Source organism: Paenibacillus rhizoryzae (assembly GCF_059686995.1).
In genome coordinates, this window is record NZ_JCAALT010000011.1 from 13,365 (window position 1) to 33,633 (window position 20,269).

At 49.7% G+C, this 20,269-nt stretch carries 14 protein-coding genes and 1 pseudogene; 5 read left to right on the plus strand and 10 right to left on the minus strand.

The window, feature by feature from the left end:
- Positions 1 to 3: 3 nt before the first annotated feature.
- The 3 genes from hmpA to AC6ESO_RS25885 form a co-directional block, all read right to left on the minus strand.
- Complete coding sequence (hmpA, locus tag AC6ESO_RS25875) at positions 4 to 1,254, minus strand: NO-inducible flavohemoprotein (RefSeq protein ID WP_497094014.1); 1,251 nt, start codon at positions 1,252 to 1,254, stop codon at positions 4 to 6.
- 167 nt (positions 1,255 to 1,421) lie between these two features.
- Positions 1,422 to 3,005, minus strand: coding sequence for a histidine kinase N-terminal 7TM domain-containing diguanylate cyclase (locus AC6ESO_RS25880; protein WP_497093917.1), 1,584 nt, complete (start codon positions 3,003 to 3,005; stop codon positions 1,422 to 1,424).
- 47 nt (positions 3,006 to 3,052) lie between these two features.
- Positions 3,053 to 3,925 (minus strand): endonuclease/exonuclease/phosphatase family protein, encoded by an 873-nt coding sequence (locus AC6ESO_RS25885; RefSeq protein ID WP_497093918.1) that lies wholly within the window; start codon positions 3,923 to 3,925, stop codon positions 3,053 to 3,055.
- 129 nt (positions 3,926 to 4,054) lie between these two features.
- On the opposite strand from AC6ESO_RS25885, the gene AC6ESO_RS25890 reads away from it, so the two are divergent.
- Positions 4,055 to 4,834, plus strand: a complete 780-nt coding sequence (locus tag AC6ESO_RS25890) for a DeoR/GlpR family DNA-binding transcription regulator (RefSeq protein ID WP_497093919.1) — start codon at positions 4,055 to 4,057, stop codon at positions 4,832 to 4,834.
- 5 nt (positions 4,835 to 4,839) lie between these two features.
- Here AC6ESO_RS25890 and AC6ESO_RS25895 read toward each other — a convergent pair whose 3' ends face one another.
- From AC6ESO_RS25895 to AC6ESO_RS25905, 3 genes and pseudogenes are all read right to left on the minus strand, one after another.
- On the minus strand, positions 4,840 to 5,691 hold the full coding sequence (locus AC6ESO_RS25895) for an EamA family transporter (protein ID WP_497093920.1): 852 nt from the start codon (positions 5,689 to 5,691) through the stop codon (positions 4,840 to 4,842).
- A gap of 4 nt (positions 5,692 to 5,695) precedes the next feature.
- Positions 5,696 to 6,523, minus strand: a complete 828-nt coding sequence (locus AC6ESO_RS25900) for an alkaline phosphatase family protein (protein ID WP_497093921.1) — start codon at positions 6,521 to 6,523, stop codon at positions 5,696 to 5,698.
- Positions 6,524 to 6,628: 105 nt separating this feature from the next.
- Positions 6,629 to 7,370, minus strand: a pseudogene (locus AC6ESO_RS25905) (ABC transporter substrate-binding protein); the annotation flags it as partial.
- A 210-nt stretch (positions 7,371 to 7,580) separates the two neighbouring features.
- On the opposite strand from AC6ESO_RS25905, the gene AC6ESO_RS25910 reads away from it, so the two are divergent.
- Positions 7,581 to 8,363 carry a sporulation protein gene (locus AC6ESO_RS25910; protein ID WP_497093922.1) on the plus strand — a complete coding sequence of 261 codons (783 nt, stop codon included), beginning with the start codon at positions 7,581 to 7,583 and terminating at the stop codon, positions 8,361 to 8,363.
- A 38-nt stretch (positions 8,364 to 8,401) separates the two neighbouring features.
- Here AC6ESO_RS25910 and AC6ESO_RS25915 read toward each other — a convergent pair whose 3' ends face one another.
- The 4 genes from AC6ESO_RS25915 to AC6ESO_RS25930 form a co-directional block, all read right to left on the minus strand.
- On the minus strand, positions 8,402 to 10,876 hold the full coding sequence (locus AC6ESO_RS25915) for an ATP-binding protein (RefSeq protein ID WP_497093923.1): 2,475 nt from the start codon (positions 10,874 to 10,876) through the stop codon (positions 8,402 to 8,404).
- Positions 10,877 to 11,058: 182 nt separating this feature from the next.
- The gene (cysI, locus tag AC6ESO_RS25920) at positions 11,059 to 12,780 is read right to left on the minus strand and encodes an assimilatory sulfite reductase (NADPH) hemoprotein subunit (protein WP_497093924.1); all 1,722 of its coding nucleotides are present in this window, start codon (positions 12,778 to 12,780) and stop codon (positions 11,059 to 11,061) included.
- A 35-nt stretch (positions 12,781 to 12,815) separates the two neighbouring features.
- Positions 12,816 to 14,633 (minus strand): assimilatory sulfite reductase (NADPH) flavoprotein subunit, encoded by a 1,818-nt coding sequence (locus tag AC6ESO_RS25925; RefSeq protein ID WP_497093925.1) that lies wholly within the window; start codon positions 14,631 to 14,633, stop codon positions 12,816 to 12,818.
- A gap of 220 nt (positions 14,634 to 14,853) precedes the next feature.
- On the minus strand, positions 14,854 to 15,618 hold the full coding sequence (locus AC6ESO_RS25930; protein ID WP_497093926.1) for a YheC/YheD family protein: 765 nt from the start codon (positions 15,616 to 15,618) through the stop codon (positions 14,854 to 14,856).
- A 234-nt stretch (positions 15,619 to 15,852) separates the two neighbouring features.
- Between AC6ESO_RS25930 and AC6ESO_RS25935 the strand changes: the two genes are divergently transcribed.
- The 3 genes from AC6ESO_RS25935 to AC6ESO_RS25945 all read left to right on the plus strand — a co-directional run bounded on the left by AC6ESO_RS25935 (position 15,853) and on the right by AC6ESO_RS25945 (position 20,218).
- Positions 15,853 to 18,183 carry a helix-turn-helix domain-containing protein gene (locus tag AC6ESO_RS25935; protein WP_497093927.1) on the plus strand — a complete coding sequence of 777 codons (2,331 nt, stop codon included), beginning with the start codon at positions 15,853 to 15,855 and terminating at the stop codon, positions 18,181 to 18,183.
- Between the two features lie 192 nt (positions 18,184 to 18,375).
- Positions 18,376 to 19,317 carry an ABC transporter permease gene (locus tag AC6ESO_RS25940; RefSeq protein ID WP_497093928.1) on the plus strand — a complete coding sequence of 314 codons (942 nt, stop codon included), beginning with the start codon at positions 18,376 to 18,378 and terminating at the stop codon, positions 19,315 to 19,317.
- A 7-nt stretch (positions 19,318 to 19,324) separates the two neighbouring features.
- Positions 19,325 to 20,218, plus strand: a complete 894-nt coding sequence (locus AC6ESO_RS25945) for a carbohydrate ABC transporter permease (protein ID WP_497093929.1) — start codon at positions 19,325 to 19,327, stop codon at positions 20,216 to 20,218.
- Positions 20,219 to 20,269: the final 51 nt, after the last annotated feature.

Here is a 20,269-nt window from a genome sequence, read left to right on the forward strand (position 1 = left end):
GCCCTACCCTTGGGCCGGAGCTGCTTCCTGCGGCTCGCTATCCAGGCTGCCGCTAGGTCCGAAGAATTCATAATGAATATCTTCCGAGGCAACACCCCACTCCTTCAAGAGGCCGTACACCATTCTCATAAACGGTTCCGGGCCGCAGAAGTAGAAACCCGCATCCTTCGTCGATACGACGTTTTGGAGCCAAGGCAGGTCGATGTAGCCTTCTTTGTGGAAGGCTTGCGCAGCTCGGTCTTCATCTGTTGGCTTATTGTAGCACCAATATAACGAAACCTGTGGAGCACGAGATGCAATCTCCTCCACTTCAGAGCGCAAGGCATGGACATTCGCATTCTGCGCGGCATGAATAAAGGTAACCGGACGATCGGAATGGCGCTCCTTCAAGGTGGAAAGCATACTAACTAGCGGCGTTAACCCGACACCTCCGCTAATGAAGACGACAGGTCTGGTATCCGCGAGATCTAGCGTAAAGTGGCCCGCCGGCGCCGACAGCCACAGCACATCCGCTTGGTTGATCTGCTCGTGCAAGTACGTGGATACCTTCCCTCCGGGTCTGTTCGGGAGCGCGTCCTCGCGTTTGACCGAAATCCGATAATACGATTTACCCGGCGCACCCGATAAGCTGTACTGGCGAATATGCGTGTACGTCTCTCCGGGGATTTGCACCTTCACGCTCACATACTGCCCCGGTTCAAAAGCAGGAAGCGCGCCTCCATCCTCCGGTTCCAGATAGAACGAGGTGATGACGTCGCTCTCTCGCACCTTTCGCTGCACGCGAAATGCCCGATAGTCCGCCCATCCGCCATTTTGCTGCTCGGCCTGTTTGTACATTTCAGCTTCCGTCTCAATAAAGACATTCGCGATGATTCCGTAGGCTTCCGCCCAGGCGTCCAAAATCTCTTCCGTTGCCGCATCGCCAAGCACATCTTTGATCGCGGTCAGCAGCATTTGTCCGACGATAGGGTAATGCTCCGCTTTCACGCCGAGGCTCCGGTGTTTATGGGCGATTTGCTTGACAACCGGCAGAATCATCTCCAGCTTATCGATATGAAGCGCTGCCGCATAGACCGCGTTGGCTAGCGCCGTCTGCTGCCTGCCTTTGGTTTGATTCGCATGATTGAATATATGAAGCAGCTCAGGATGAGCGGTAAACAACAGGTGATAGAACCGCTTCGTAATGGTCGTGCCGTGGACCTCTAATACCGGAACGGTTGATTGAATGATTTGGATCGTCTGCTTGCTAAGCATGGCGGTTTCCTCGCTTTCGTCACTTGGAATAATCCAAGTATACAAGGAGGCCTCACGCAGGCGATGTGATTGCAATCACAGGAATTCGCAACGATCTGTGAATATAAGGACAGCAAAAAAAAGCCCCATAGACGGCGGCTCTCTCTGCACTTCCTTCCCTGCTTCCCCTAAACCATAACAGATTGGTTCGCAACACGCACCGTATTACGCCCCGCATGCTTGGCCTCATATAATGCCCGGTCCGCTGCCTTCAGCAGCTGCTTCATATCGTCCCAGCCTAATGCTTCGCCGTTCACGACGGCAACGCCAAAGCTCGCCGTTACAGCTAGCAATCCATTCGGCCCTGCCGATAACGCCATCGGCTGATGAACCAGCTCATGACGGATGCGATGCGCCGCAGCTTCCGCTTCTGCAAGCGAAAGGCTTGGCATCATCACAACGAACTCCTCCCCGCCATAACGGGCGAATACATCTTCCGTTCGCAGCACGCTGCGGCATACGCTGACTACATGAAGGAGCGCGCGGTCACCGACATCATGCCCATACGTGTCATTGATCCGTTTGAAATGATCGATATCGAACAGCAGCAGCGCAAGCGGTTCCCCGCTCGACAACGAGTTTGCCAGAAGCTTCTCACTCAGCTGCAAGAAATGCGTCCGATTATAAATCCCCGTAAGGCCATCGTGAAAAGCAAGCTCATGCAGTCGCTGCTGCAGCCGAACACGCTCCGAAACATCGATGAGCACGATCAGCTTGCCCGTTTCCTGACCGCCCTTCTTCCTGACGACGGAAGCTCGAATATCGTAGTAGTAGGACTGGCCGTCCTTCTCCCACAACGTTTCTTGCGTACTCTGTGATTCCGTCTCCTCAATTAGCGTGCTGTCCGTATGCTCACGCCATAATGGCTCGATCGATCGGCCAAGTGAATACGTGGATAACTGAGGCATGACCTGCGCCGCCGCCGGATTGTAATCGACCAGCCGATTATTCATGTCCAGCACAAGTACGCCGTCACTCATGCTCTCGAACAGATTGTCCCGCGCAATCGGCGCCACGTTCATTAAGCCCCTCGAAGCCAGTGCCCACATATACAGCGCGGATGTGCCTGCCATTATGACCGGAATCGGGTCAATCCCCTGTGGCGTCAAATTGCCGAGGTACGCAAAATCACCCGCGAGCGGCAGCAGCAGTCCTATCAGCATCGTGATATGCTGCAGCCGGTAAGCCGATTTCATGCGGCTCCAATACAGCAGCAGCAGCGCAACGCCGCCGAACATACACCCAAATGTATAGGCCCCTTGGATAATGTACCAAGGCCCCGCGTTCAGATCGACTTTCAAGAACCCTAATTCCGGCCTTATCGTAATGGACCGATAGTATAGATGATGCATCTCATTCGACATGACAAGCGCGACGGTCACAAGCGGCATGACGAACAATCCCATGCGCAGAGCGGGCTTCAGATAGCGATCCATACCGAGAAAATACATGATGAGCAGCAGATTGATCGGCGGTAGGAACGGCATCCCAATGTATTCGACCTTGATCCAGAAGGTAATCTCATCCAGCGAGCCCGCGGACAGCTCCAAGGCCGAGCCGAATATATAAACCGCAGACAGCAAACAGTGCGCGACAAATGTCTTCGACATGGACTGCTTCGCACGGTTCGTTAATATATAAATCCCCATAATGACATTAATGACGCCGGCCGTAACGATTAACGTTAGAATAGCCGAATATGGCGTTCCCATTCCCCTATGCACTCCACTCGGAATCTGAGCGATTCCCTATTATCATTTTACGGCGTTGCGATTTGGAAGGTTGACACTACCGCCGCGTGATCGGACGGCCATTCATTATCCTCATGACTGCCAAACCCCTTCGGCTCGCCAACGACAAACACTTTGGAGCTTACAACCTGCACGCGGGAACCATGATAATAAATAAAATCAATGCGGTCTTGCGGCTCATGCGGATTATCACCCCATGGATGCTCCGGCGTATGGACGGTCGACCACGTAAGACCGGGCTTAGTTACCGGATCGGGATGTACTTTACGATAAGAATCCTGCAGCCCCGCCTCTTCCGCCATTGCGCTGACCGGCCATCGCACGACATAACCGCCATGCTGCGATTTGGTATCATCGCCCCAATCCAGATGGGAAGGGGCATTGAAGTCCCCCATGAGGAACAGCGGCATGTCCGATGCCAAATGAGGTGCAAGATCGCGCAGAACCAGCGCCAGCTCTCTTCCGCGGGCTTCTTGTTCCATCGCTATAATCTCGTCAACCGGCTTGCTATCGAACAAAGCCCAATACGGACCGTAAGGATCGTAATACAAATGTGCATCGGCGACAAGAATGACTTGTCCGGAAGGCAGCTTAATGTGAGTGAGAACCGCGCTCATCCCATCGACATGGATTGCTTCGATAATGGGATATTTGCTAATAATGCTGCAGTTCGCCCGGCCTTCTTGGTTCTGATAATAATGCCAGCCCAGCTTCTCCGCTACTGCTTTACCCGGGTCCGGCGTTTCCTGGAAACCTACAACATCAGCTCCGGACAGCTCTACGGCTCGGGCAATCTTGTTTACGCCGTCATGAACGGCCTCGCCGCCCAGCCAAGTGTTGAATGTCATGATTTTAATTGTATCCGTCGACTTTTGCATCATGCTTATATCTCCCCTTTTCGATTATTTTAACGAATCGCGTCGCATTTGAAAATACAGCAGAACCTCATGGCGGTTTTTCTGCTAAAATGACACTTAGTACAGCACTTGGCCTGGAGGTAACTTGAAACGATGTCCCTAATCGGCGAGGAACGCAAACAGAAAATACTCGATCTTCTCGAATTAAACGGTAAGGTGTCTTCATCGGAATTGGTGCAGCTTTTTGACGTGTCGAAGGAAACGGTGCGCAGATATCTGGATGAGCTGGAGGGGCAGGCCAAACTGAAGAAAGTATACGGCGGCGCGGTCAAACCTTCCGTAAGCTTTGAAGAACCGCCTTATTTGGAGCGAATGACGCTCAAACGCGAGGAGAAAAATCAAATAGGCCGGCAAGCGGCCGGCCTCATTCGCGATGGGGAAGTGATCTTTCTCGATGAAGGAACGACGCTGCTGACGGTCATTCCGCATTTGACCCAATCCGGTTTAACGGTGCTGACCCATTCGTTCCCCGCTGCCACCCTATTGATGGAACAGCAGAATCAAGGGCATTTCGATGGCCGAATCTTGTTTCTCGGCGGGGAAATCAGTGCTCGGCATGCCCGGTGCGCAGGCTCGATGACCGAAGCGGCTCTTGGCCATTATTATATCGATAAAGCGTTTATTTCCGTTGACGGCATCCATGCCGAAGCCGGTCTTACCAGTATGGATGACAGCAAGTCCGCCGTATCGCGCAAGGCGATTGCCCATGCAACTGAGGTCATAGTAACGGCTGATTATACGAAGCTTGGACATCGATTCCCGTATAAGCTCGGCGATCTTGAGGAAGTAACGTATATCCTGTGTAATCAAGCCCCGCCTGCAGATTGGGATGAAGCACTAGCCAAACACCCGTTACGGTGGATCACCCCTTAGCCTGCCTATCCGAATACGCTGATGACTACGATCGCGGACGCAATCGCAGCGGATGATGCGATTCGCTTCATCCCTTGCTGCTCCTTCAGCACCATGATGCCAAGCAAGGTGGCGAAGACCGTCCCGATCTCTCGAATTGGCGAGATGTGAGCCATCGGTGCCAGATTCATCGCAAATAGGAATAACAAGTAGGAGCCCGGCGAAAGGACAGCGCCCATGAGGATGACTCGCCAATTGGCCTGCAGCTCGGCCTTCCATTTTCCTGAACGCAGCACCGCGGGCGTTAATGCCAGCAAGAAGCCCAGATTGCCTAGACAGAGCAGCTCCGGCGGCGATAAATAGTCGAGCGTCACTTTATCCACGAATACATAGCAGGTTGTACATAATCCCACCCCGAACGCTACGAGGATCGGTTTAAATGACCGCTCCCTCTTGCTCCTGCGAAACGACCAATCACTGATTTTGAAGAAGCTGATGATCATACATAGGATTCCAAACCAGCCCCATACAGACAACGATTCCCCCAGAAAAGCTACGCCGATCGTTGGAACGAGCAGCGTTGCCGTTCCCCTCATGATCGGATACATTTGCGACAAATCTCCCAGATCGTACGCTTTGGTCAGCAAGAAGGCATAACAGCCTTGAATCGTCATTGTTAACAGAATAAGCGCATACGCCTGCCACGGCAGCGCCTTGCTTAGAAGCCGGCTCGCAACGAGCGGAATCAAGAAGATTGTCGATGGAAGGAGGATCATCCATAAGAAAGCCCCCTTGTTCAAGCTTCGTTTGGCAAACAGATTCCATACGGCATGCGTGAGTCCGGAGAACAGCACTAGGAAAACAGCGAATACTAACATGCTGCTACTCTACAGCTGTGCCGAATACACGTAGAGGCAGCTTCGCTTCCCATGATTCAGGTGCCGCAAGCCCCAGTGCATAGGCTACAATGGCAGCCGTGTCCGTAATGATAATCGGCTCCGTAATGGTTGTTCCAGGATCAATGCCCGGGCCGGCCGCTGCCCAGAAAATCGTTTTGTCCAGTGGATGGTCGCTGCCGTGGTCCGTGTCGACTTCTCCGCCCCCGCCATGATCGGATACGACAATGATGAGACTGTCATCAAGCGCATTCACTTGCTCCAGTGCATCCAGGATAACGCCTGTATTGGCATCCGTCTCTTCGATGTAGCGCAGCTGTTCGGGCGTATTGTAGCCATGCTTATGGCCGGCCATATCCGGTAAATCCAAATGGACATAGAGCAGCTTAAAATCGGAATGATTCCTTATATAGTCTGCCGTTGCCAGGGCAATCTCGCGATCGGGCATAGAGACTTTATGTACCCCGATATTCGGTTCAATGATGCCATAATTAATAGGCTCCCAAGCGCTGAATGAGGCGAGCTTGGCACTCGGGTCAGCTTCGCGGGCAATTCGGAAAATCGAAGGATACGGTGAATCTTCAGGGAATTGCTGCTTCTCCGCCTTCGAGTTCGTTAATCCGTGTTTATCCGGGCTTACACCATGCATTAGCGCTCCCCAGCACTCCGCGCTGATGGTCGGAGAAGCGGTTTGCGCTTCGAATGTAACAGCTCCCTTGCTAATCAAACGATCTAAATGAGGTGTTGCCGCAGCCTGCACGAAATTCCCTGCTCCATCCCAACCGATAATGACGACCCGCTTAATGGCTCCCATGGTTGATCCCCCTGTATGAATATGGAATGTAGTTCTCCTTAAGCATACTCAAACCGCCAAGTAATTTCAATATAAAACAACTAAATTCAACTAAAAGCACATTTTCAGCGCATCCTTTTTCACTTTCTCAGGCATGTTCAGGCCCATCGCTTGGTACAGAATTTCAGTACCGCGTGCCCAGTTGTTTCCGAATACATAGAAGCTCTTCGAATCCGTTTCGATGACCGATACAGTCGTTTGCTCCCCAAGCTTTGCTTTGATTTCTTGGCCGGCTGCTTCCGCGCGCCCTTTGAAATCATCGATCCAACATTGTGTTTCTTGTTCTTTATTCAACAGCTTCCCAATCTCAAGCTGCTGCGACAGATAGTCCAGCTTGCCCCATGAAGGCTACGGTTGGAGCGATTTCTTTCAGCTTATCGAGGTTTTTGATTTCCGTGCCCGCGATAATGAGGTCAGGCTTCAGCTCGAGGATTTTCTCCAAGTCATTCTCGGATACAACCTCAATGCCTGCCAGCTTATCCGTGAACAGCGGGTTCTTATTCGTCCACTCGTCTACACCGACAAGCGTCCCGCCTGCCGAAATTACATTGGGTGCATTAGACAGGGCCGCAATTCGTTGCGGATTAGAAGGGACTTCAACAGGGCCGCTCTCTGATTGGTATGTAACGGTGCCGGCTGCCTCTTCCGTTGCTGTGTTAGAGGTGTTGGCGTTCGTATTCGCCGCATCCGTATCGCTGTTGCCAGCTGCATTCTCTGTATTGTTGGCAGCATGATTTGCAGCGTTGTTGCCGCAAGCGCTGAGTACGAGCATCAGCATGAGAAGAAATGGGGTAAGCAGCTTTTTCATTCTTAATTCTCCTTAGTAAATAAAATGATAAGATCACTCTCGCCAATAATGATACTGATAATCATTATCAACATGATTCACTATAGTTTTCTATTTCTCTCCTGTCAATGCTTTTCATTTATTTTATCTGCTGCCCTATGAAACCTCTGTTGTCCTCTCCCCGTATCAGATCATTGACTATGCAAATTCATAAGGAGGCGTTGTATAACAATGTCTATGTTCAAACGCATGCTGGCCAGCGTCGGAATCGGCGCAGCTCAAGTTGATCTTATGCTCCACGAAGATGAGGTGCAGGCAGGCGATATGCTTAGCGGCGTTGTCCGCATTCAAGGCGGCCGTGTGGATCAGCAAGTCGATGATGTCTACGCCTTCGTTATGACACGATACATCAAAGAACATAATGATTCGAAGATAGAAGAAGAAGCTGCCATAGCCAAATTTCTGCTTGCCGGCAAGTTTACGATAGAAGCTGAACAAGTATATGAGTTCCCCGTATCCTTCAAATTACCGGCAAATACGCCGGTTACGATGGGTAGAACGCCGGTTTGGATCCGGACCGGACTGGAAATTAAAGAAGCCATTGACCCTAAGGATCGCGATCAGCTTCAAGTGAGGCCTCACCCATACTCCGAGGTTGTACTGGAGGCAGTCCGCCAGCTCGGCTTCCGTATTCGCGAGGTTACTTGCCAATATGCCCCGCAATACGGAAGACTATCGGGGATGGCTTTTGTACAAGAATTCGAATTCGTTCCCACCTCGGAGTTTCTAGGCCGGCTTGATGAGCTGGAAATCGTGTTTTATCCCGATGAGAACGGGGTTGAACTGCTACTGCAGATCGATCGCAAGGCGCGCGGCTTATCCGGCTTATTCTCCGAAGCCTTCGACACCGACGAGCGTTACGTCCAGCTCCGCTTCGACCGCAGCCAACTGGCTTCCGGGCCGGACTATGCTGCCGACCAGCTGGCGGAAACCATCCGTCGGTATATTCAATAGAAAAAGGCGGCAGCAAGGTCCTCCTTGTGCCGCCTTTCCTATGAGGATTTGCGAAGCCATTTGTCCAACGCCGCCAGTAATTGCGCCTTAATAAAGGGTTTCGTCGTAATATCATCGATGCCTGCCTGATAGTACAATTGGTGATTGTCCGAGAAAACATCTGCTGTTAAAGCAATAATCGGCAAATGCTGAAATCGTGTATTCGCGCGGATATGCCTGGTTGCTTCACAGCCATCCATCTCCGGCATATGAATGTCCATTAGGACGGCATCCCACTGCTCTGGCTGGGAATGCTCCAGTACCTTCAAAGCTTCGTATCCATTGCCTGCTACTTCAACAACATAATTGCTCGCTGTCAGTATTTCTCTGGCTATGATTTGATTGATTTCATTATCCTCAACGAGCAGAATACGCCCTTTTAGCTGCCTATCTCGTTGATCGCTCTGCTCCTCCAGCTGTGCAGCGGCAACACGGGATAGCGCGATAGGATCGTCTCTGTTCGGTGTAATTTCCTCCAGAGGTATCATAAACGAGAATATACTGCCCTTGCCCTGCTCACTGCTCACTTCAAGCACGCCGCCCATTGTCTCCACTAGCAGTTTGCAGATGGCAAGACCAAGTCCTGTTCCGCCGTACTTGCGACTTGTGGAGCTGTCAGCCTGCGTGAACGAACGGAATAACAACGGGAGCTGCGCTTCTGAAATACCGATTCCCGTATCCTGCACAGAGAACCGCACCATGTCCTTCGCCTTGACCCTATTTACGACATCCACCGCGACACGAATGAAGCCGCTATCTGTAAATTTGCTCGCATTGCTGCATAAATTAAGCATGACCTGCTCTAATCGAAGCGGATCTCCAATAATTCTGTCCGGACACTCTTCCGACACATCGAATATGCGCGTAATCGGGTTGCCTTCGACCATTAATGACGTCATGTGCATCAATTTATCCAAGAAGCCGTGAAGGGATATCGGGATGCGTTCCAGCTCGATTTTGCCCGCTTCGATTTTGGAAAAGTCCAATATATCGTTAATGATGACCATTAGCGCATCTGAAGCTGAGCCCATTCTGGATACATAATCTCGCTGGGTAGAGGTAAGCTCCGTCTTCATCAGTAAGCTGTTTAACCCCATAATACCGCTAAGCGGCGTCCGAATTTCATGGCTCATTGTGGCTAGAAAATGGCTCTTAGCCTGATTCGATTCATCGGCTGCTTTACGTTGATAGAGCTCCGTATTATCGTGAATCGTCACGGTAACGCCTTTAACCTCTTGCAAATAATTAAAGTACGGCGAGAGGGTAAGACTGTAGATCTTGTTCTGCTTTAGCTGCAAATGCCGAACCTCAAGCTCTTTCGTCTTCTGCTCCCGAATCGATTGTTCAAAGCTGCGCTCCCATTCTTCCAGATACCCGTCTAACAAAATATCCGTCAGTTTGTGCCCGATAATTTGATCCCGCTCCAGCTGCAGCTCCTCGCACATCTTCTGATTAACGGAAGCAATCGTACCGTCCAGATGAAAGCTAAGAATGAAATCCTGCGAGTTTTCTACAAGCGTACGATACCGCTCTTCCTTCTCCGTTACCTGCTGCTCCGCTCGTTTTCGCTCCGTGATATCCATAACCGAACCGATCCATTCTCTTACAATTCCCTCTTCCATTACGGGACGTACAGTAATTAACAGGTGGAACGCCGCTATCACGGCTTCACAGGTCACTTTCTCGGCAATCGGCACAGCCGCCAGGTTATGCTGCAAGAAAGCAAACAGAGGCACCTGGTGAATCGGTTTTCCAACAAAGTCCTCCGGCGTCATTCCCATCTCTTCGAGCAGCTGACCTTCAGCCAATGTAAACACGTGAATGCTGGATTGATTGGTGATTTTGAACGTAAATCCGGATTGCAGCCTTAGAATGCCATGCAGCTCCTGCTGCATTTCTTTAATGGTGTGGTTTAAGCTGCGATTACGCCGGAAATAGTGAAGCAGATAGGCGGCCAATATCCCGCCGAATAGGTTAATCAGCAGGTAAGGGGCTACTTTCGACATGAACGGAAGATGAAAAACGATATAGAAATCGAAGAAAAAGAAGACTTCCAAGTAGATAAGAAAACATGCCCACTTAAGCGCATACGAGCGCACCCTCGCGGCGATAATCGCGCTTCCGATGGATAGACATCCTGTCACGATGAGCAGCACCACGAACGCGGAAGGATCTTGTATCGTTCGGAAAACCACCGTAATTGTACTTGTGACAGCTATCGCCAGCGGACCGCCATATAAGGCAGACATAAATAAAGCAATATTGCGCACATCAAGCACGACATTCGATTGCACATGAATACCTGAGAAGATCAGAATAATACTAAATACACCATGCAATAAGCCAACATTCAACTGAAATCGCCAAGAGGGTTTTCGTGCTTTCCCAAACCTGGTAAACAACTGTCCCGTTAGAAAAGTAACTACAAAAAGAATCGAGGTGTTCACGATTAAATCACGAATAAACGGGGTCATTGGTTGTCACTGGCTCCTAGTTGTCCCATAATTCTATCTCCGATGTCACTATGTTCATGAATAGAATATACACATTCGACAAAAACAGACAATCCCTTTTCAAAGACATCAGGAAAGTGATTTCAACAAAAAACGGTCGCACAAGGCGACCGTCACCAGAAACATTCCATGAAATAAGCGAGTTAGGCGTGAAAATCCAGACCCGAAACCACTTCTTTTACATACTCGCTGCGAATACAGAAGTCGCCGAAATGCTCGCCTTCATTCCGCTCTTTCGCATAATGGAGCAAGATCGGTCTCAGCTCATTCAGAATTTCAGTTTCGCCGATATTCTCGCGATACAGCTTGTTGAGTCGGTTACCGGAATGCCCGCCGCCCAAGTACATGTTGTACTTGCCCGGTGCTTTACCGATGAACGAGATTTCCGCGAGCGCAGGGCGCGCGCAGCCGTTCGGACAGCCGGTCATGCGAATGACGATTTCCTCGTCGCGCAGACCTGCTTCATCCAGTATCAATTCAAGCTTATCCAGCAGGGAAGGCATATAACGCTCCGACTCCGCCATAGCCAGACCGCAAGTCGGCAACGCTACGCAAGCCATCGCGTTTCTCCGCAGGGCAGAGTACTCCGCCCCATCTGTCAGTCCGTAGGTTTCAATAAGCTGCTCTATTTTCTTCTTCTTCTGGCCCGTTATATTGCCGATAATCAAATTCTGGTTCGGCGTAAGGCGGAAATCCCCCGTATGAATCTTGGCAATCTCGCGCAGACAAGTCATGAGCTGGTAGCCGTCCTCGTCCTTCACCCGGCCGTTCTGAATGAACAGCGTATAATGCCACTTGGTATTGCTTCCCTTCACCCAGCCGTAACGATCCCCATTATGATCAAAATGATAAGGGCGTGCTTCTTCCAGCTTCCAGCCCAGTCGCAGCTGCAGCTCTTCAATAAACCACTCAATACCACGGTCGTCGATCGTGTACTTGAACCGGGCATGCTTACGCACAGCACGATCCCCATAATCCCGTTGGATCATGACCGTTTTCTCCGCCAGATCCACCGCCTGCTCCGGCGTAATGAAGCCAATTACGCGCGCCACCTGCGGGTACGTCTTCGGATCTCCGTGAGACATGCCCATGCCGCCGCCTACTGCGACGTTAAACCCTAATAAACGACCATTTTCGTGAATCGCGATGTAGCCCAGATCTTGCGAGAAAACATCGACTTCGTTAGCCGGCGGAACGGCAATACCGATCTTGAACTTCCGCGGCAAGTAAACGGGTCCGTAAATCGGCTCCTGCTCCACGCCGTCTCGGCTGTCGACCACTTTCTCCTCATTCAGCCAAAGCTCATGATAAGCGCGAGTATACGGATCCAGATGACTGCTCACCTTCTGCGCCCATTCCTGTACTTGCTCATGAACCTCGGATTGATACGGATTAGGGTTACACATTACATTGCGGTTTACATCGCCGCATGCTGCCAGCGTGCTTAGCAGCTCTTCATTGACTTCCTGAATAACGGATTTCATATTCCACTTAATAACGCCGTGCAGCTGGAATGACTGCCGCGTCGTTAAACGAATCGTGCCATTGGCATGACGCTGTGCAATTCGGTCCATCATGAGCCATTGCTCCGGTGTTACGATACCGCCTGCAGCCCGTACGCGAACCATAAACTGATAGGCGGGTTCAAGCTTCTGCTTGTTCCGCTCATTGCGCACATCGCGGTCATCCTGCATGTAGCTGCCGTGAAACTTCATTAATCGGTTATCGTCCTCGGAAATGGAGCCCGTAATCCGATCCTGCAGCGTTTCCTCTAACGTTCCCCGCAGATAATCGCTTCTGCGTTTAATATCTTCCACGTCGCTATGCGGTGCACTGTTTGCTGATAGTAGATTATTATCCGACATGTCTCTGCCTCCCTCGCTCTCTTGGATCTCCCTGATTAGTAGACGTCCCGTTGATAACGTTTATCCTGCTGCATCTTCATCAGGTACGCTTCCGCTTCTTCTTGGCTGAGGGAGCCTTCCTGCTTCAGGATGGTGATCAATGCCGCTTGCACGTCATGCGCCATCTTCTTCTCGTCTCCGCAGATGTAGACGGCAGCCCCTTCTTCCAACCACTGATACAGCTCTTTGCTTTTCTCCAGCATGCGGTGCTGCACGTAGACCTTCTCCGCTGTATCCCGTGAGAATGCAACATCCATGCGCGTTAACACGCCTTCCTTCAGCCAGCGCTGCCATTCCACTTGATAGAGGAAGTCCGATGCGAAATGCTGATCCCCATAGAACAACCACGTCTTGCCCTCTGCGCCATTCTCTTCGCGTTCGCCTAGGAATGCACGGAACGGAGCGACGCCTGTGCCCGGCCCGATCATAATAATTGGCGTTTCCGGATTGGCCGGAAGCTTGAAATTCGGATTGTCCTGCACAAATACCGATACGGATTGTCCCGGCTCAAGACGCTCTGACACATAGGTCGAGCACACGCCATACCGCACTCTTCCTGATGCAGTGTAATGTACCTTGCGGATGGTCAAATGCACTTCACCCGGAAAGGCCTTTGCGCTGCTGGCGATGGAATACAGTCTAGGCGGGATACGTCTTAGCAGCGATACGAAGGTATCCGCTGGCACGCCTTCCAGATCGTAATCCTGTACGAGGTCTAACAGATCTCGCCCCTTAATGTACGCTTTCAGCTCTTGCTCTTGACCGGCGGCCAGAAGCTCTTCCAGTCCGGTTCCGGGCGTTAGCGCAACGATTTGTTCAAGGAGCGGCTTAGTCAGCACTGTAATTTCATAGTAACTTGTCAGAGCCTCTCTTAGTGAGCGCTCCTCATTAAGCTTAGGAAGCGTAATAAGTTCATCCGGCGACCATCCCATTGCCGCAATCAGTTCATCCACAAGTCTGGGATGATTGTGAGGATAGACGCCCAAGCTGTCACCCGGTTCGTAGTGGATGCCGGAATCTTCAAGAGAGATCTCCAGATGGCGTGTCTCCCGGTCCGATCCGCGTCCGTTTAAGTTTAAATTCTCAAGCACGGCAGCTTGAAAAGGGTTCGATCTTGAATATTCCGAAACCGTTCCTTCCACGGAAGCGGAAGCGGCCGTCGGTGCTTGAACGGCAGCCGAAGCCTGCCCCAGCGAAGCGAGAACGCTCTCAATCCATTGGTTCGCCGCTTCGTCGAAATCAACGTCGCAGTCAACGCGCGGAGCAATGCGTTTACCGCCAAGCTCCTCCAGCCGTTGATCGAAGTCTCTGCCTGTTTTGCAGAAGAATTCATATGACGTGTCGCCTAGGGCCAGCACCGAGAATGGCAATCCTTCCAATTGAGGCGCTCGCTTGCTGTGCAGAAATTCATAGAATGAAATCGCATTATCCGGTGGATCTCCTTCTCCGTGTGTACTCACTAGGATGAAGAGATTTTGAACCTTCTTTAGTGCATTCGGCTTAAAATCAATCATGGAGGATTGGGTCACTTGGAAGCCCTGATCCTGCAGTTTACCGGACAATTTCTTGGCCAGCTTGTGACTGTTCCCTGTCTGCGATCCGAAAAGCACCGTTACTTCTTTGGAAATAGCCGGCGTACTTGTCGACTGGGCCGGTGCTTGCACCGTCGTCGTTGCCCCTTGTACCGAAGCGACCGATATCGCCGATAGATAACCGCTCAACCAAATTTTCTGCCCTTCTGTCAGTGTAGGCATTAATCGATTTAGCAAATCCACCTGATCTTGTTGAAATGGACTGTTTGTTACTTGAAACATGTTTCCTACACACCTCGCTCTCCCATGGGATATTCCGTTCACTCTGGTACGATTACTTACCTTTATTCCTTTAACGTATCATGTGCGGCCAATAGTAACAAGACAGATGATTTTATAGCATTCATAAGCTTTTGCAATAAACCGCATTCGAGGGCTTGTGAGAGTCCCGGAATTGAATAGAGCAGGCCATCCTCATGAAGGATGGCCTGCTCTATTCTGCTTATTTGGTTCTTCCATACTTCCTGCCATAACGGACAGCCGTGCGATAAAAGCGCTTATCCGCGAACGACTTTAATGCACTGAAACCCGGTCTGGTGTTTACTTCCAGAATCCATAGCCGCCCTTTGCGATCAAGCGCCACGTCAAGACCGAGCTCCTTGAACTTGGCACTATGGCGGTCGAAGCAGCGTGCCGTTTGCATGCCTAACGTCTTCAACTTCTGCTTATACCTAGCAACTTGCGCTTTGCTGTACCCCGAACGGCGCAGTGTCGGCTCAACCCGTGCGAGCTTGCCGCCTTGATGATAGTTCGTAACCACTTTGTTCTTCATGCCAAGCTTGACGAACATGACGGTTGGCACCCATTTGCTGCCGTCCTTCTGCACCATCATCCGCAGGTCAAACGGTCTGCCGCGAGCGCTTTTTAAGTAAATGCCCTTCTGGAGCAAGTAGCTCCTGCCCCGAGCTATTCTATTTAATTGGCGATAGAGCGAGCTTGTGGACGAGACTTGGGTAGTTCGCGTATCTTTCTTCATGCGGTACTTCCGAGAAGATAGCCGCACAATACGCGCAATACCGCTGCCCCCCGTTCCGGTTGTCGGTTTAAAGTACACCGTCTTATAGCGCCCGGTCATCGCAGTCAGTGATGCGCGGGTAAAGCGTTTCGTTTCCGGAACGAAGCGTCTTAATGTACGGTCTGCCAGCAACCACTTCGTCTTCGTCCATTTGCTCTTAATTGAAATGCTGCTTCCGCCTTTTCTAGGCACACCATCATCTCCTTAACATCACTCGGGATAGATTACTACCTATCCTCAAGAAACGTCACGGCGGATACCCTAGTATTGCAATAATGGTACATGATTCCGCTTAGCAATTCCCCACAGCCTTATCTATCCTAAACCTCTACAGATATGGTAAATTTATAAATACACATAAAGCTCATTACTCGCCATCGTTTCCTGACCGTATTCGAACTAATACGACGGAAAGGTATGACCGCCATGCGGCTTTTGAAAATCTATCAATCGAAGAAGTATTTGCTCCGCATTCTACTATCCATATCTGTTTTAACGGTTATTTTCCTTATTGGCTCCTCTGCCACTCTGTTTTATACCTCCAGAAATTCCGTTGTCGAGATGCAAAAAGAGTATAACGAAGCAACATTGGCTCAAATCAACTACAATATTAACTCCATGGAAGAAATCGCTAAAAACATGGTGTCCGCCCTGTTTTGGGACGTACAGCTCAAGCCCCTGATGTCCAACCAAGAAGTTTTTATTTTAGATTTGACCCATAAACTCCGAAGAATGGAAACAATCGTTAACTCTACTTCTTTCCTGGATTCCATAATCATTTATAACGGCTATAGCGACCAAATCTTCGCAGGAGGGAATTCGGCGCTTAAAAGTCAAAGCAGCGAATCGACGCGGCATATGCTCGATTTCCTCCATAACAGCGATGCTGTACAGAAGATGAAGTTCATTCCAATGAAGCTGAAGGAGAAGAGCTCGGGAATCGATGTATTCTCTTATGTGATGTACGACTCGCTCGGTAAGTATAATCCGGTTGAAGGCGCATTAGTGTTGAATATTAAGCCGGAATGGCTATTTAACAATATCAAGCTGATCAATGGACTGGGGCTGAAGAAAGAAGGCTCCATCATGCTGGTGAATAGCAAAGGTCAAATATTATATACCAATAAGAGCTCCGATCTCAACTCGACCGGATTCCAAGATTTGTTCTCCGGTTCCGTCCGCGAAAACAAATCAAACGGGTACATGATCCAGCAAGTTGGGGACCAAAAACAAATTATCTCCTACTCCAAGCTGGTCATACCCAATTGGTATATCGTAAGCGCGCAGCCTTACGACGCCGTCATTCATAACATCGATCGAATCCGCAAAACAACCATTGGCTTGACGGTCGTATTCTTAATACTGTCGATTATTGCCGCTATCTTCGTATCTCGAAGGCTCTACAAGCCAATTGACAGGCTCATGAACCAAATCCAAAACAATCAGTTTGGCATCGGAGATCAAGCGGCCAAAGATGAACTCGCTTACTTGTCCGAAGTATATTCCACCGTCGTAGATAATCTTCATGATATGAGGAAGATGCAGAGGGATAACCGGGATATTATCGATTCTTATCATATCCGCCAATTGCTTACGAGCAGCATGGCACTCAGTGAAGAACAATTCATTGGCATTATCCGATCGAACCAAATGAACATTCAAGAGAACGGTTCGTATATCGTGATTGTCATCACGGTTGATAATCTCCGGAAAATTAATCAACTGCTGCAGCCCGGCCAAATGAAGCTGTTTCATTTTGCAATCTTAAACATTGCAGAGGAACTTATCGGAAGTCGCTATTGCTGCGTCGGAGCCGAATTAAGATCCGATCATCTGGCGTTCTTGGTCAGTGCGGAGCATGATCTCGGAGATACAATCGAGCTGTTGAAGGATAAAATGGTGCAGGTTCAAGAAACCGTGCAGCGCTACTACAAAATAACGATCAGCGCCGCCATAAGCGAAAGCATCTTTCATTTCTCGGATATCTCCAAGCAGTACCATCAAGCCCAACAGATTATTATGTACAAGCTCATTTATGGGAGAAACGTACTGCTTACCCTCGATACCGTTGAGGAAAACATGCGCAATATAAGCGAACCTCTGCCTCCGGAACTGGAAAAAAGACTCGTCGAGGGAATCAAATCCGACGATGCCGCGCTTCTTGAAGACACGCTGGACAAGCTGATACGTCATATTGCCGCATGCAACTATGATCAGATTATGACGGGTATTACCCAGATACCGGTGATTATCAGACAAACACTGAAGGAAATCAATCAAAACCGCGTACAGCCCATTGACATCGATATCAATAAAGTTAGCTTGAGCATGCTGGAGATGGATATGCTTGAAGATATTCATCGGCAGCTATGGCAGACGCTGCATGACATTACACAGCAGAAACGCAGCGGACTGGTGGATCGCAACGACATCCTAGTTGAGACGATCAAGGAAATTGTCAAACAAAACTACGGCGACATTAACCTCAGCCTCCAATCGATTGCCGGTATGATGAAATTGTCCTCGGACTACGTAGGCCGATTATTCCGAAAGAATGAGCTCATTTCCGTTGCCGACTATATTAGCGAGGTTCGGCTGGGTGTCGCCAGAGAACTGCTGGAACACAAGAATCAAAGTGTATACGAGATTATGGATCAAGCCGGATTCGCAAATCAAAGCTACTTCTTTAAGCTGTTTAAGAAAAAGATCGGTTGTACACCCGGCGAGTATCGGTTGAAAAAATCGATTGGGCGATAGCTTTATGTTTAAAGGCCAACCGCTTTGGTTGGCCTTTTATCGTGTCATTCACGAATTGTAGGAGTAAAACACAAAAAATACAGTTCAAAACGCCACTAATACCCTGATTGTGCACTAGATACGATAGGGTCAAAACAGCAATAATGAGGGCAACAACCAAGAACCAATTACGCAGGAAAGGGGTTAAGCAATTTGGATAACGGATTGGGGAAACGGATCGCGAACGAATGGCGCCACTTCAAAAAAAATCACGAATTGTTTACGCTTGGCATCCCAGGAGTCATCTATATTCTCATTTTTGCTTATCTACCGATGATCGGCATTATTATGGCATTTAAAAATTTCCACTACGACAAAGGGATGTTCGGCAGCGAATGGATCGGCTTTAAGAACTTCGAGTTTTTTTTCGTATCTGAATATGCCATTCGCATTACGCGCAATACGGTGCTGTATGAGATCGGCTACATCTTCTTTACAACCGTGTTCGCGCTTCTCTTCGCGGTATTATTGAACGAAATCTCTCGTAAAGCGGTGAAGGTGTATCAGACTGCTTTGTTCCTCCCCCACTTCTTATCTTGGGTCGTCGTGTACTATATTGTGTTCACCTTGCTCGATATTAACAACGGCATACTAAACAAGCTGCTCGAAATGGTGGGCTTGCAGACGCATGATTGGTATATGGAAGCCGGCCCTTGGCCGTACATATTGAACATCGTCGCGCTTTGGAAACGTATCGGCTTCAGTGCGCTGGTCTATTACGCCGGTATTATTGCCATCAATCCCGAATATTACGAAGCTGCCAGAATCGATGGGGCCACACGCTTTCAAATCGCCCGTAAAGTCACCATCCCGATGATCATGCCATTAATTATGATCTTGCTCATCTTGGCGATCGGCGGGCTTATCTCCGGAGACTTCGGCTTGCATTACTTTGTGCCAAATGGCGGCTTGGCCGGCATGACCTACCCGACAACCGACATTATCGATACTTACGTTTACCGGGCGCTGACCAAAATCGGAGATGTCGGCATGGCTACAGCAGTCGGCTTGTTCCAATCCGTAGTTGGACTGATCCTCGTTCTAAGCGCTAACCTATGGGTCAAAAAAATAAATCCGGAAAATTCATTGTGGTAGGTGGATCATGATCAGGACAGGGCCTAAAGTATCCTACGTCGAAATTGGGATCAATATCTTGTTTGTTCTCGTCACACTGTCGATGGTTGTACCGTTTCTGCTCGTAATCGCAATCTCGTTAACGAGTGAAGAGTCGATTATTACCCAGGGCTATCATTTGATTCCTCACCAATTCAGCACGGACGCCTACCATTATATTTTCAGATCACCCATGATCTTGATCCAAGCTTACTGGGTCACCATTATGACGACGGTTATCGGTACGTTGGCTAGTTTAGCTCTCACATCCATGACGGCTTACGTCGTGTCCCGTAAAGACTACCGTTACGTGAAGCCGATGACGTTCTATATCTTCTTTACCATGCTGTTCAGCGGCGGGCTGGTTCCTTCCTATATCTTAATGACGCAGTACCTCCACCTGAAGGATACGATGTGGGCGCTTATTCTTCCAGGGATGCTGTCTCCCTTCTACATCCTAATTATGAAAGGCTTCATCGGCGAGATCCCGAAGGAGCTCATTGAGTCCTCGAAGGTGGATGGAGCCAGCGAATGGCGGATTTACTTCCAGATGATCTTACCGCTATCTAAGCCAGCGCTCGCTACACTAGGCCTGTTTATCTCGTTTAACTACTGGAATTCATGGTTTCCGGCGATGCTCTACATTAACAGCGAGAAGCTCGTTCCGATTCAGCTGCTGCTTACGCGAATGATGAGTACCATCAATTTCTTAACCACTAGCTCGCAGTTTATGAGTGGTCTGCATATCGATACCAGCAAATTTCCCAACTTATCCGCGAGGATGGCAATGACGGTGCTGGCAGCGGGTCCGATGATGTTTATCTTCCCGTTTTTTCAGAAATATTTTGTCAAAGGCTTAACTGTGGGTTCCTTGAAAGGTTGACGTCCGTAATCAAGTCTTCGTCGGTTGACTCCACGAGAGGGGGTACAAGAA

Excerpts from the sequence above, each read along its gene's own strand:
- AC6ESO_RS25885 (WP_497093918.1), bottom strand. The coding sequence starts at position 3,925 with ATGATGCAAAAGTCGACGGATACAATTAAAATCATGACATTCAACACT.
- AC6ESO_RS25945 (WP_497093929.1), top strand. The coding sequence starts at position 19,325 with ATGATCAGGACAGGGCCTAAAGTATCCTACGTCGAAATTGGGATCAAT.
- AC6ESO_RS25880 (WP_497093917.1), bottom strand. The coding sequence starts at position 3,005 with ATGGGAACGCCATATTCGGCTATTCTAACGTTAATCGTTACGGCCGGC.
- AC6ESO_RS25915 (WP_497093923.1), bottom strand. The coding sequence starts at position 10,876 with ATGACCCCGTTTATTCGTGATTTAATCGTGAACACCTCGATTCTTTTT.
- AC6ESO_RS25900 (WP_497093921.1), bottom strand. The coding sequence starts at position 6,523 with ATGGGAGCCATTAAGCGGGTCGTCATTATCGGTTGGGATGGAGCAGGG.
- AC6ESO_RS25935 (WP_497093927.1), top strand. The coding sequence starts at position 15,853 with ATGCGGCTTTTGAAAATCTATCAATCGAAGAAGTATTTGCTCCGCATT.
- AC6ESO_RS25910 (WP_497093922.1), top strand. The coding sequence starts at position 7,581 with ATGTCTATGTTCAAACGCATGCTGGCCAGCGTCGGAATCGGCGCAGCT.
- AC6ESO_RS25925 (WP_497093925.1), bottom strand. The coding sequence starts at position 14,633 with ATGTTTCAAGTAACAAACAGTCCATTTCAACAAGATCAGGTGGATTTG.
- hmpA (WP_497094014.1), bottom strand. The coding sequence starts at position 1,254 with ATGCTTAGCAAGCAGACGATCCAAATCATTCAATCAACCGTTCCGGTA.
- cysI (WP_497093924.1), bottom strand. The coding sequence starts at position 12,780 with ATGTCGGATAATAATCTACTATCAGCAAACAGTGCACCGCATAGCGAC.
- AC6ESO_RS25890 (WP_497093919.1), top strand. The coding sequence starts at position 4,055 with ATGTCCCTAATCGGCGAGGAACGCAAACAGAAAATACTCGATCTTCTC.
- AC6ESO_RS25895 (WP_497093920.1), bottom strand. The coding sequence starts at position 5,691 with ATGTTAGTATTCGCTGTTTTCCTAGTGCTGTTCTCCGGACTCACGCAT.